The organism is Amycolatopsis circi (assembly GCF_003385235.1).
GTDB lineage: Bacteria > Actinomycetota > Actinomycetes > Mycobacteriales > Pseudonocardiaceae > Amycolatopsis > Amycolatopsis circi.
Window position 1 is genome coordinate 23,411 of the sequence record NZ_PQIA01000100.1, and the last position, 11,440, is coordinate 34,850.

The following is an 11,440-nucleotide window of genomic DNA, read 5'->3' on the forward strand; positions in this document are numbered from 1 at the left end:
CGGCGACCGGCCGCCGCCGCCCTTTCTACCCGCCCGGCCGGGGATCGGCGAACCGCGACCCCTCGACGCGCGCCATCGCGGAACTCCGCCGTCCGGTGTCCCGATGGCGATGTCCCCGGCCGGGCAGACCGGGCGCGGACCGCCGCGCCGGGCGGCGGCACGCCAGCTCGCCCTTGTACAGCTCGGCGGTGCGGACCAGATCGGCGTAAGCCTCGACGTGGATCCGGTTGATCGCGTCGTGCGCGTCGCGGGCGGCCGCGTCGAGCCAAGCGCAGTAGTCGCTTCGGGTCTGGGTCCGCATCGCGCGCCCCCTGCTCAGACGTTTTCGACGGTCGTCGCCGGTGCGTTCGCGGGCGCGGAACTCAGCGACACGCCCTTCCGGTCCTTGACGAAGAAGCTCGTGACCAGGCCGATCAAGGTCATCACGGCGAGGTAGCCGCCGACCGTGTAAACCGTTCCGGTGCTGGTCTGCAGTGATTCGGCGATGGTCGGCGCGAAGGCCCCGCCGAGCACCGCGCCGATCGCATACGAGATCGCCGCGCCGCTGTAGCGGACTGTCGTCGGGTACATCTCCGCGTATAGCGCCGATTGCGGGCCGTAAGTGAGCCCGAGCCCGACCGAGAACAGGAACAGCGCCACCAGAAGCAGTCCGACGTTGGCCGTGTTGACCAGGGCGAAGAACGGGAACATCCACACCAACTGGATGAGGAACCCGATCCGGTAGGTGCGGACGCGGCCGATCCGGTCCGCGAGCCAGCCGCCGAGCAGCGTGCTCACCAGCCAGGCGACCGCGGACAGCATCACCGCGATCAGCACCGTCGAACGGCCGAGATGCAGGGTCTTCGTCGCATACGACTGCACGTACCCGCCGGTGGTCATGTAGCCGACGGCGTTGTTGGCCGCGAACAGCAGCGCGCCCGCGATGACCAGCTTCCAGTGGTGCCGGAACAACTGCACCAGCGGCATGCTCGACCGCGCCTTCTTCTCGCGGACCTCCTCGAACACCGGGCTTTCCGCGACCCTGGACCGGATCATCAGGCCGGCGACGATCAGCACGACGCTCAGCAGGAACGGGATCCGCCAGCCCCACGCCAGGAACTGCTCCGGCGACGTCAGCGAGGTGACCAGCGCGAGGACGCCGTTGGCCAGCAGCAGTCCGATCGGCACGCCGATCTGCGGGAACGCGCCGTACAGCCCGCGCCGCTCGGCGGGTGCGTGCTCGACCGCGAGCAGAGCCGCGCCGCCCCATTCGCCGCCCGCCGAAAGCCCCTGCACGATGCGCAGCAGCACCAGGATGATCGGCGCCCACACGCCGATCGACGCGGTGTTCGGCACCAGGCCGATCAGCACCGTCGAGATCCCCATCAGCAGCAGCGTGAGGATCAGCATCGCGCGCCTGCCGAGCCGGTCGCCGAGATGTCCGGCGATCACCGCGCCGATCGGGCGGAAGAAGAAGCTGATCCCGACCGTCGCGAACGACACGATCAGCGCGTCCTTGCCGAGCACCGCGAAATACTGCGTCGCGAAGACCAGTCCGGCGCAGATCGCGTAGACGAAGAAGTCGAACCATTCGATAGTCGTGCCGACCATGGCCGCCAGTACGACGCGTCGGTGCTCTCTGCTGATCCCGGTCGTGCGCGGCATCGCGCCTCCCCTGCTGACGGTGCTTCAGGACGTGCCAGATCGTATATAATCAGTGGCCATCCTCACAAGCCTCAATGTAGTAGCTGAGCAGGGTTTTTGTCTACATTGGTAGGAACTGGCAGCGTGCTCGCGCATTCCAGCCAGCGACCGCGTCGGCCAAATGGTATATTATTTAGCACGGCGAACGGACCGGCTACCGTGGCCTGGACACCCCCGCCCCGGCGGGTCTGCGAAGGGGAGGCGACAGGGATGTCCACAACTCACGAGCAGGCCCGCGGGCTCAGCAAGAGCCAGCACACGTACCAGGTGCTGAAGTCCCGGATCACCGCCGGCGAGTACCCGGCCGGGCACCGGCTCGTCCTGGGTTCGCTGGCCAAGGAATTCGACGTGAGCACGGTCCCGGTGCGAGAGGCGGTGCGGCTGCTGCAGGCCGAGGGGCTGGTGCACTTCGAGCGCAACGTCGGCGCGACCGTCGCGGCGATAGACCCGGTCGGCTACGAACACACGATGCAGATGCTCGCGATCGTGGAAAGCGCGGCCACCGCTCTCGCCGCGCCGCATCTGACGGCGGACGACCTCGCCGAGGCACGCGAACTCAACGACCGGATGCGCGCCAATCTCGACCAGCTCGAACCGGTCGAGTTCACCCGGCTCAACCACGAGTTCCACGAGGTGCTCTACACCCGCTGCCCCAACCCCAGCCTGGTCGACCTGGTCAAGAAGGGCTGGGCGCGGCTCGCCACGATCCGGGATTCGACGTTCTCGTTCGTGCCCGCCCGCGCGCTCGCCTCGGTCGCCGAACACGACCAGCTGCTCGATCTCATCCAGTCCGGTTCCGGTGCCGAATGGATCGAGCACTGCGCGCGGGCGCACCGGTCAGCGACGCTGGACGCGTTCCTCAGCTGGGAAGCTGACTCGCACCACTGACTCCGCCTGACCGACGGGCCTGGCACGCGACTGCGGAGGTCCGTGAAGGGCTCCTTGCGGGAATCTGATTCCCTCAAGGAGCCCTTCACGGACATCTGCGGGCGCAGGGTCTCGTCAATGCGGCATTGGGGCGGTGCCGTCACGCGGTCAGGCGCGCGTGGATCGTCGCGAAGTCCTGCTGCGGAATGGGAAACAAGCCGCGGCGGAACGGCAAACCCCAATGCGTGGGGTCAGTGATGAACGACAGCTGCTCGACTAGCGGCTTCGCGTCCACTCGCTGGCAAGCGTGGAACGTGACGGCGAGCCGCCACGGTTGGAATTCTTCGCTGACATAGGCCTGATAAGGCTTGTCGCCAGTGATGGTGGCCCACGCGGTGAACTGCCGGACCGGTTTGCCTCCCTGCAAACTCGTACGCGGCGAATAGAAAATCATCTCGTCGCCCGGACTTGGCTGGCGAAGCCGTTTGCCCGCACCGTGATCCGCTTGCGTGAAGCCGCCCTCGACGGCCGCTTCGACGTGGTCCAGAGTGACGGTGTTGATCCAGAACCGCTGGTCGGAAGGGGTCACTTTGCCGTCAACCCTTCGACGAGACCGGTCGTCGGCCTGCCGAGGAGCCGGGAAAGATCGTCGCCGACGCGGGCGAAAACCCCGGCGGCGATGGTTTCGTCGAGACTGGCCAAGAAACTGACCAGCTCGTCGTCCATTCCCGTTTTGCGGAGCATCGCCCGCAATTCTTCGGAAGCGACCGGTCGGTAAACGACCTCTCGCTCCAGCACGACGGACATCGCTTCTGCAATGTCGGCGTAGGTGAAATCGGCGTCGCCGGAGAGGCTGTAAGTGGCATTGTCGTGGCCGTCGGTGGTGACCACGACGGCCAATGCCTCGGCCAGATCCTTCCGGCTGGCCGCCGCGACGACGGCGTCGCCGGTCGCGGCGGCAAGAACGCCAGTGAAGCGAGGACCGGCCAGCGACTGGGCATAGTTCTCGATGTACCACGTGTTCCGCAGAATCGTGTACGTCAAGCCGGAAGCGATAAGAGCCTTCTCGGTCGCCCAGTGGTCCGCGTTGATCTCGAACCGATCATCGTCGGCTCGGACTCCGCTGGTGTAGTAAACGTGCCGGACCTGCGCGTTCTTCGCTGCCTCGATGACTGACTCGTGCTGGGCAAGGCGATTCGGGTCGCGACCCGAGATCAGCACGATGTCCGAGTGCCGGGCGACCACTTCCGCGACACTGGCCGAATCCGACAGGTCGACGGCAGCGGTGCGGAACCCGGCGGAAGCGAGTTCTTCAAGGCGCGCTCGGTTCCGTCCGGCCGCGGTGATCGTTTCGGGACTCCTGCCCCGCAAGACCAGCGCGTCCAGGACGTGCTGGCCGAGTGCTCCGGTAGCCCCGAAAACCAGGGTGCTCGCGTCAGCCACGGTCGTGGAGGGTGACGTGGTAGCCGTCGGGGTCGGCGAAGGTGAACGTCCGGCCGAAGGGCCCGTCGATCGGCGCGGAGACGATCGGGTGCCCGTCGGCGGCCAGAGCGTCGTGAATGGCCTGGACGTCGGTGGCGAGCAGCCAGATCGCGGCGCCGATGCCCGGCCGGGAAGCGGCGGCGAGATCGGTGCCGGGAACGATGTCACGGAGCGCGAACGCGATCGGCTTCGTCTCGAAGACGACGGCGTGCGGAGGTCCGGCGGGCGAGCGGACGAGGCCGAGGTACCGCTCGTAAAAAGCCTGCGAGGCGTCCAGGTCGCGGACCTGGAGCGAGAGGAAGTCGGGGCCGATGGCGGGCACGGTATTGCTCCTTTTCTTCGTGTCAGGTTTCTGACACGCTCCACTGTATGTCAGAATCCTGACATGAGTCAAGACGGCGGCGGTGTCGACCTGAACAAGTCACTGGGCTACCTGCTGAAAGAGACGTCGAGCGCGCTGCGGGCAGCGATGGAGGAGGTACTGCGGCCGCTTGGGATGACCGTGACGCATTACTCGTGCCTCGAACTGCTGGCGCAACGGCCGGGCCTGTCGAATTCCGAACTCGCCCGGGGAACGTTCGTCACCCGGCAATCGATGAACGTACTGCTCCAAGCCCTGGAGCGAGACGGCTACGTGACCAGGCCCGCGGAGGCTCCGGTCGGGAAAGCGCTTCCCACCCGGCTCACGCCGCGCGGACGGCGGAGCCTGGAGAAAGCGAGCGCGGCGGTCCGGTCCGTCGAGGTCAGGATGCTGGCCGGACTGACCGAAACCGAACAGGCAGCCGCGTTCCGGATCCTGCAGAGCATGGCCCGGTCCCTACGCGGCGATGCCTAGCTGCGCGGTTTCCGGTACCACCGCGGCGAAGTGTTGAGCGGCGGCTTCAGCTTCGCGCGCACCACCAGCACGTTCGGCTCGTCCGATTCCACGAATTCGCTCAACAGCCGGCGAAACGCGCGGCCGAAGCCGGACACCCGGTCCGCGTGCACGCCGAACGAACGGGCCAGTCCGACGAAATCCGGGCTGTCCCAGTCGACTCCGCGGTGCGGCAGGCCTTCCTGGTCCTGGTCGAAACGCAGCATGCCGTAGCCGCCGTCGTCCACCACCACGACCGTCACCGGCAGCTGTTCCTCGGCAAGCGTCGCCAAATCCCCTACCGCGTAAAGGAAACCGCCGTCGCCGGTGACGCACAGGACGCGTCCGCCGCCAGCCGCCTCGGCCGCCGCGCCCGCGCCGAGCGACGCCGGGAAGCCGTAGCCGAGCGTGCCCCAGCCCATCGGGTACGCCAGCCGCCGCGGCGCGCGGACCCGGTGGAAGCCGCCGATCCAGTACCCGGCGACGCACATGTCCGTGACGATCGTTCCGTCCGCCGGGAGCACTTCCTCCAAAGTGGACAGAAAGTCGGCGGCCTGCGGTTCCTCGTCGCGGATGCGCCTGCGCACCCGGCGGCCGATGCCGGCCAGCCGCGCGGTCAGCTCGTCCAGACCAGGCCGCGTTTCCAGATGCAGGGATTCGACGACCCGGCGGGCATCGCCGACCAGCGTGACGTCCGGGCGGTAGTTCTTCGCCGCGTCACCAGCGTCGACGTTGATCGCGATCAGCTTCGGCGGCGCGGGCATCTGCCAGTTCTGCGTCATCAGGCCGTCGAAGTCGGTGCCGATCGCGAGCACCACGTCGGCCTCGTCCCACAGCTGCCCGACCTCCGGCGCGTGCACCGGATTCGGGGCCAGGCAAGGATGATCGAGCGGAAGCAGACCGCGCGCGCCGAACGTGGTGAGCACTGGAGCGGCCAGCCGCTGCGCGAGATTCCCGATCGCTTCCCCGGCTTCGGAACGCAGCGCGCCGCCGCCCGCCCAGATCAGCGGACGGCGCGCGGACGCCAGCAGTTCGGCCGCGCGAGGCAGGTCCGGTAGGTCGAGCACACGTTCGGCGGGCGGCGCGGGCGGTTCGCGCGGCGGAGTGGTTTCGCGGAGGAAATCGGTCGGAATGCCCAAATACACCGGGCCGCTTTGCGGCATCAGCGCGAGCCGGGCGGCACGGTGCAGCGTCGTGCCGATTTGATCCGCGCGGTGCACGGTGAACCCGGCCTTGGTCACCGGCGCGAACATCGCCTGCTGGTCGGAAGTTTCGTGCAGCACCCCGCGCACGACCCCCGGACGGCGCAGCGTCGACGGAATGTCCGTGGCGATCACCAGCACCGGAGCCGCGGAGGCCATCGCTTCGCCGACCGCGCCGAGCGTGTTCGCCGCGCCGGGGCCGGTGGTCACGAGCGCGACGCCGAGTTTTCCCGTCCTGCGCGCATAACCGTCGGCGGCGTAACCCGCGGTCTGTTCGTGCCGGACGTTGACGAGCCGGATCCCGGTGCCCGCCAACGCCTCCCACAGCGGCAGGTTGTGGACGCCAGGCAGGCCGAACACCACCTCGGTCCCGAGAGCCGTGAGCGCGTCCCCCAGCTGCTGAGCTCCAGTCCGTCCTGCCACGCCAGCGATGGTATCCGCCTCGCGTAAGCAGCTGCAGACACGTCACCGGACAGGGTTTGTCATCGGCTGTCCCCCACCTGGCCGCGAGATCTGAGACACCGCCTTTTTCGTGCGTACACTCCGGGGGCCGGGGACGCCGAGGTCCCCATGGCGGCGGAAAGGGGTGGCGCAATGCCGTTGATGCCGGTGACCGACTCGATGTTCCTGATGGTCGAGACGCGCGAACACCCGATGCACGTGGGCGGGCTCCAGCTGTTCCGCAAACCCGAGGGCGCGGGCGAGGACTATCTGCGCGACCTGCGCCGCAGCCTGCTGGAATCGGACAACATGCGCAGCGTGTTCCGGATGCGGCCGAGCCGTCCGGTGAACACGGTCGGGCACGTGCGCTGGTCGCGGGACACCGATCTGGAACTCGACTACCACTTCCGGCATTCCGCGCTTCCGCAGCCGGGCCGAGTTCGCGAACTGCTCGAACTCACCTCGCGCTGGCACAGCACGCTGCTCGACCGGCACCGGCCGCTGTGGGAAACACACCTCATCGAAGGACTGCGCGACGGCCGCTTCGCGGTGTACTCGAAGATCCACCACGCGCTGATGGACGGCGTTTCGGCGCTGCGGCATCTGCAGGGCACGCTGTCGGACGACCCGGCGGACCTGGACTGCCCGCCGCCGTGGGGTTCGCGCGACAAGCCCGCCTCGAACCACAACGGCCGCGCACCAGCGTCGCCATTCTCGCTGGTAGGAAAGACGTTCGAGCAGGTCGCGGGGATCGCGCCGGCCGCGGCGAAGGTGGCCCGCGAGGCGTTCCGCGAGCACCGGCTCACGCTGCCGATGCAGGCGCCGAAGACAATGTTGAACCTGCCGATCGGCGGCGCGCGCCGGTTCGCCGCGCAGTCCTGGCCGCTCGACCGGGTGCGCGAGGTCGCGACCGCCGCGGGCGTGTCCCGCAACGACGTCGTGCTCGCCATGTGCTCCGGCGCGCTGCGCGACTACCTCATCGAACAGAGCGCGCTGCCGGACGCGCCGCTGATCGCGATGGTCCCGGTGTCGCTGCGCCGCCGCGACACCGGCGACGCGACCGGCAACAACATCGGCGCACTGCTGTGCAACCTGGCCACCGACTTGACCGACCCGGCGCAGCGGCTGGCCGCGATCTCCGAATCGATGTCGAACGGCAAGAAGCTGTTCTCGCAGCTGACGCCGCTGCAGACGCTGCTGCTGTCCGGGATCAACGTGGCCCCGCTGGGCGCGTCGCCGATCCCCGGTTTCGTCGGCAACACCCGCCCGCCGTTCAACCTGGTGATCTCGAACGTCCCCGGCCCGCGCAAGCAGATGTACTGGAACGGCGCGGCGCTCGACGGCATCTACCCGGCGTCGGTGCTGCTCGACGGGCAGGCGCTGAACATCACGCTGACCAGCAACGGGGACAACCTCGACTTCGGGGTCACCGGGTGCCGGCGCAGTGTGCCGCACTTGCAGCGGATCCTGACGCATCTGGATACGGCGCTCGCCGAACTGGAATTCGCGACGCGGGTTTGACGGGTCAGTCGATGCCTTCCGGGCTGGCTCCGCCGACCGGGACGGCTGGTGCGACGATCCGGTCGATCTCCGCGAGGTCGGCCAGGGTGAGCTGAAGGTCGGTCGCACTGTTTTCGATGCTGGCTGGGCGGCGGGCGCCGACGATGGCGACGTCGACCTTCGCCAACGTCCACGCGATGGCCAACTGGCTCACCGCTGCGCCTCTCTGCTTGGCGAAAGCGGCGAGCTGGCCGTCGATTTTCAGGTTGTGCCGCAACGAGTCCCCGCGGAAAGCGGACGAACGCGACCGCCAGTCCGACGGATCGAAGACCGTCTCGGCAGTCAGCGAGCCGGTAAGCAGACCGCTGCCGAGCGCGCTGTAGGCGAGCACGCCGATGTTGTGCTCGCGGGCGTACGGGAGCGGATCGGTTTCCGCGCCTCGGCGGAAGAGGTGGTAGGGCACCTGCACGGTTTCCACCGTGTCGTTCAATGCGCTGAGCTGCGCGGAGTCGTAGTTCGACACTCCGGCGTGGCGGATCTTGCCCGCGTCCACGAACTCCCGCAGCGTTCCGGCGACCTCGGCGGCCGGAGTCAGCGGGTCGGGCCAATGGATCTGGTACAGGTCAAGGTGGTCGACGCCGAGCGCGCGCAGGCTGTCGTCCGCCCCTTGCGCGAGCCATTTCCGACGCGAATCGCGGACGCGTTCGGAACCGGGGTTCGTCCCGCCTTTGGTGGCGATGACCACGCTGTCGCGGCGATGGTCCAGTTCGCTGCGCAACGCTTTGCCCAGGAGTATTTCGGCGGTGCCGTAAGCGAGTGCGGTGTCGAAGAGAGTGATGCCGAGTTCGTGTGCGCGCCGGATCGCCGCGATCGCGGTGTCCTCGTCGAAGCTGCCCCACTGACCGTCGAACCCGCCGGTGCCGAAGGCGATCCGGGACACTTCGAGGCCGCTGCGGCCAAGAATCGTCGTCCGCATGAATCGAGCACAGCACGCCGTCTGCCCCCGGCCGAGCGCGTCTCGCCTGATGGTTATTCGGTTGACAGTCGCGGGAAGCTCGGCCGGTGAGCCTCCTGGAGCCGTTGCGGCACCGTAGTTTCCGCGCCCTCGCCGCCGGGCGGACGCTCGGCACCTTCGGCAACTCGGTCGCTCCGGTCGCGCTCGCGTTCGCGGTGCTCGACCGCACCGGGTCGGCGGTCGATCTCGGGCTCGTCGTCGGGGCCCGGTCGCTGGCGAACATCCTGCTGCTGCTTTTCGGCGGCGTGCTCGCGGACCGGCTGCCGCGCGCGGTGATCCTGCAGGGCACCGAGATCGCGGCCGGGCTCAGCCAGGCGCTGATCGCCGCGAGTGTCCTTTGTGGATTCGGTTCGGTCCCGTTCCTGATCTCGCTGAGCGTGGTCAACGGGGCGGTCGCGGCGATGTCGCTGCCCGCCTCGGCGGCGATCACTCCGCAGACCGTGCCGCGCGACCTGCTGGCTCCGTCGAACGCCTTGCTGCGGCTGCTGGTCAACGGCGGCCGCATCGCCGGTGCCGGAGTCGCCGGGGTCGCGGTGGCGGTGGCCGGATCCGGCTGGGCGCTGGCGGTGAACGCGCTGCTGTTCTTCGCCGCCGCACTCGCCTATCACGCCGTCCGGCTGCCGCGCGCCGAGCGAGCTTCGAGCGGGCGGCCGATCGCCGATCTGGTCGCCGGGTGGCACGAATTCCGGTCCCGCACCTGGGTGTGGGTGGTGGTGGCGCAGTTCGCCTTCGTCAACGCCGCCGGGCTCGGCACGCTCGTGGTCATCGGGCCGGTCGTCGCGGACGAGACGTTCGGGCGGTCCGGTTGGGGGCTGGCGCTGGCGACGCAGACCGCGGGCGCGCTGGTCGGCGGGATCGTCGCCGCGCACTGGCGGCCGCGGCACGCGTTGTTCGCCGGGGTGCTGCTGGTGACGATGGAAGCGCTGCCGGTGCTGACGCTCGGCTGGTGGCCGTCGCTCGTCCCGCTGCTGGTCGCGATGCTGGTGGCCGGACTGGCGATGGAGCAGTTCAGCGTCGCGTGGGACGTTTCGCTGCAGGAACACATCCCGCCCGACCGGCTCGCCCGCGTGTACTCCTACGACATGCTGGGTTCGCTCGCCGCGATGCCGCTCGGGCAGATCGCGGCGGGTCCCCTCGTGCAGCACTTCGGCCGCGAACCGGTGCTCGTCGCGTGCGGAGTGCTGATCCTCGTCTCGACCGGGCTCGCGCTGTGCAGCCGCCAGATCCGGCAGCTCACGAACCGGGCCGCGGCACCGGTCGCACCGACAGGAAGTTGACCGCGCTCGCGCTGAACACCAGCTCGCCGTCGCCGTTGAACAGTTCCATCCGGGTGCGCACGAGGCCGCGATCGGGCTTCGACTTCGACAGCCGCGCCTCGGTGACGGTCGCCCGCATCCGCAGCCGGTCCCCCGGCCGCACCGGACGAGGCCAGCGCAGTTCGTCGACGCCGGGGCTGCCGAGGCTCGCGACCGACGACAGGTAGTGGTCGGCGAACATCCGCATCATCAGGCTCGACGTGTGCCAGCCGCTCGCGATCAGCCCGCCGAACGGACCCTCCTTCGCCGCCGCCGGGTCGACGTGGAAGCTCTGCGGGTCGTACTTCTCGGCGAACTCGATGATCTCCGCTTCGGTGACGGTCGTGTCGCCGAACTCGTACACCGATCCCTCGGGGTAGTCCTCGAACCAGCGGTCGTCGATGGGCGCGGTGAACTCGGTCATACGCGACAGCCTGCCACAGCTCGTTTCCCCGAAAACGTGCCGAGAGTCTCCCGAACGAGCGTCACGGCGCGGCCCAGGGCCGGACCTCCTCCAGCAGCTTCGCCACCGCCAGCACCAGGTCGTCCGAATGCCGCGGGCCGACGATCTGCAGGCCCACCGGAAGGCCCGACTCGGTGCGCCCGGCCGGGACGCTGATCGAGGGCTGCTGCGTCATGTTGAACGGGTAGGTGAACGGCGTCCACTCCGGCCATTCGGCCATTCCGCTGCCCGGCGGCACGTCGTGGCCCGCCTCGAACGGCGGGATCGGGACGGTCGGCGTGAGCAGCACGTCGTAGCGGGTGTGGAACTCGCCCATCAGGATGCCGAGCGCGGCGCGTTCCGCAGTGGCGTCGAGGTAATCGCCCGCGGAGTAGGTGTGTCCCCGTTCCCATACGCGGCGCAGGCCCGGGTCGACCCGTGGCTCGCTGCCCGGCGGAAACGCGTCGAGCGATTTCGCCGCGCCTGCCGACCACAGCACGTCGAAGGCGTCCTTCGGATCGGCGAATCCGGGATCGGCCTGCTCCACCTGCAACCCGGCGTCGGCGAGCGACTGCACTGCCGACTGGACGATCGCCGCGACTTCCGGATCTACGTCAACGAAACCGAGTGCCGGCGAGTACGCGGCGATCAGCCCGCGCA

The 11,440-nt window shown here is 68.8% G+C and carries 13 protein-coding genes; 4 read left to right on the forward strand and 9 right to left on the reverse strand.

Translation table 11 applies throughout. The features are described 5' to 3' along the window. Nucleotides 1-25: 25 nt before the first annotated feature. A complete protein-coding gene (locus tag D0D37_RS32635; protein ID WP_116204449.1) occupies nucleotides 26-301 on the reverse strand; it encodes a hypothetical protein in 276 nt (91 codons plus the stop codon). Between the two features lie 14 nt (nucleotides 302-315). Beyond that, a complete protein-coding gene (locus D0D37_RS32640; RefSeq protein ID WP_116204450.1) occupies nucleotides 316-1,644 on the reverse strand; it encodes an MFS transporter in 1,329 nt (442 codons plus the stop codon). A 249-nt stretch (nucleotides 1,645-1,893) separates the two neighbouring features. Between D0D37_RS32640 and D0D37_RS32645 the strand changes: the two genes are divergently transcribed. Next, nucleotides 1,894-2,571 (forward strand): GntR family transcriptional regulator, encoded by a 678-nt coding sequence (locus D0D37_RS32645; RefSeq protein WP_116204451.1) that lies wholly within the window; start codon nucleotides 1,894-1,896, stop codon nucleotides 2,569-2,571. 139 nt (nucleotides 2,572-2,710) lie between these two features. On the opposite strand, the gene D0D37_RS32650 is transcribed toward D0D37_RS32645, so the two are convergent. The 3 genes from D0D37_RS32650 to D0D37_RS32660 are packed head-to-tail and all read right to left on the reverse strand — an operon-like array spanning nucleotide 2,711 to nucleotide 4,354. After that, on the reverse strand, nucleotides 2,711-3,139 hold the full coding sequence (locus D0D37_RS32650; protein WP_116204452.1) for an EVE domain-containing protein: 429 nt from the start codon (nucleotides 3,137-3,139) through the stop codon (nucleotides 2,711-2,713). Continuing rightward, complete coding sequence (locus D0D37_RS32655; RefSeq protein ID WP_116204453.1) at nucleotides 3,136-3,993, reverse strand: NAD(P)H-binding protein; 858 nt, start codon at nucleotides 3,991-3,993, stop codon at nucleotides 3,136-3,138. Before D0D37_RS32655 ends, D0D37_RS32650 begins: the two co-directional genes overlap by 4 nt. Next, nucleotides 3,986-4,354, reverse strand: a complete 369-nt coding sequence (locus tag D0D37_RS32660; protein WP_116204454.1) for a VOC family protein — start codon at nucleotides 4,352-4,354, stop codon at nucleotides 3,986-3,988. The genes D0D37_RS32655 and D0D37_RS32660 overlap by 8 nt, the downstream gene beginning before the upstream one ends. 63 nt (nucleotides 4,355-4,417) lie before the next feature. Here D0D37_RS32660 and D0D37_RS32665 point away from each other — a divergent pair, with 63 nt between their 5' ends. Continuing rightward, nucleotides 4,418-4,867: a MarR family winged helix-turn-helix transcriptional regulator gene (locus D0D37_RS32665; RefSeq protein WP_116204455.1), complete on the forward strand. Its 450-nt coding sequence runs from the start codon at nucleotides 4,418-4,420 to the stop codon at nucleotides 4,865-4,867. Here the strand turns inward: D0D37_RS32665 and D0D37_RS32670 are convergent. Then, nucleotides 4,864-6,510: a thiamine pyrophosphate-binding protein gene (locus tag D0D37_RS32670; RefSeq protein ID WP_162834577.1), complete on the reverse strand. Its 1,647-nt coding sequence runs from the start codon at nucleotides 6,508-6,510 to the stop codon at nucleotides 4,864-4,866. The two genes, D0D37_RS32665 and D0D37_RS32670, sit on opposite strands and share 4 nt — an antisense overlap. A 171-nt stretch (nucleotides 6,511-6,681) precedes the next feature. Between D0D37_RS32670 and D0D37_RS32675 the strand changes: the two genes are divergently transcribed. Then, nucleotides 6,682-8,049 carry a WS/DGAT/MGAT family O-acyltransferase gene (locus D0D37_RS32675; RefSeq protein WP_116204456.1) on the forward strand — a complete coding sequence of 456 codons (1,368 nt, stop codon included), beginning with the start codon at nucleotides 6,682-6,684 and terminating at the stop codon, nucleotides 8,047-8,049. A gap of 4 nt (nucleotides 8,050-8,053) precedes the next feature. Here D0D37_RS32675 and D0D37_RS32680 read toward each other — a convergent pair whose 3' ends face one another. Beyond that, nucleotides 8,054-9,004 (reverse strand): aldo/keto reductase, encoded by a 951-nt coding sequence (locus D0D37_RS32680; RefSeq protein ID WP_116204457.1) that lies wholly within the window; start codon nucleotides 9,002-9,004, stop codon nucleotides 8,054-8,056. An 86-nt stretch (nucleotides 9,005-9,090) separates the two neighbouring features. Here D0D37_RS32680 and D0D37_RS32685 point away from each other — a divergent pair, with 86 nt between their 5' ends. Further along, the gene (locus D0D37_RS32685) at nucleotides 9,091-10,320 is read left to right on the forward strand and encodes an MFS transporter (RefSeq protein WP_116204458.1); all 1,230 of its coding nucleotides are present in this window, start codon (nucleotides 9,091-9,093) and stop codon (nucleotides 10,318-10,320) included. Here the strand turns inward: D0D37_RS32685 and D0D37_RS32690 are convergent. After that, the gene (locus D0D37_RS32690; protein ID WP_116204459.1) at nucleotides 10,277-10,762 is read right to left on the reverse strand and encodes a MaoC family dehydratase; all 486 of its coding nucleotides are present in this window, start codon (nucleotides 10,760-10,762) and stop codon (nucleotides 10,277-10,279) included. The two genes, D0D37_RS32685 and D0D37_RS32690, sit on opposite strands and share 44 nt — an antisense overlap. Nucleotides 10,763-10,823: 61 nt before the next feature. Then, nucleotides 10,824-11,440: amidase family protein (locus tag D0D37_RS32695; protein ID WP_244223756.1), on the reverse strand; the 617-nt coding region annotated here is incomplete at its 5' end.

Coding starts and splice junctions, on each gene's coding strand:
- D0D37_RS32675 (WP_116204456.1), top strand. CDS start 6,682: ATGCCGTTGATGCCGGTGACCGACTCGATGTTCCTGATGGTCGAGACG.
- D0D37_RS32640 (WP_116204450.1), bottom strand. CDS start 1,644: ATGCCGCGCACGACCGGGATCAGCAGAGAGCACCGACGCGTCGTACTG.
- D0D37_RS32680 (WP_116204457.1), bottom strand. CDS start 9,004: ATGCGGACGACGATTCTTGGCCGCAGCGGCCTCGAAGTGTCCCGGATC.
- D0D37_RS32665 (WP_116204455.1), top strand. CDS start 4,418: ATGAGTCAAGACGGCGGCGGTGTCGACCTGAACAAGTCACTGGGCTAC.
- D0D37_RS32645 (WP_116204451.1), top strand. CDS start 1,894: ATGTCCACAACTCACGAGCAGGCCCGCGGGCTCAGCAAGAGCCAGCAC.
- D0D37_RS32690 (WP_116204459.1), bottom strand. CDS start 10,762: ATGACCGAGTTCACCGCGCCCATCGACGACCGCTGGTTCGAGGACTAC.
- D0D37_RS32635 (WP_116204449.1), bottom strand. CDS start 301: ATGCGGACCCAGACCCGAAGCGACTACTGCGCTTGGCTCGACGCGGCC.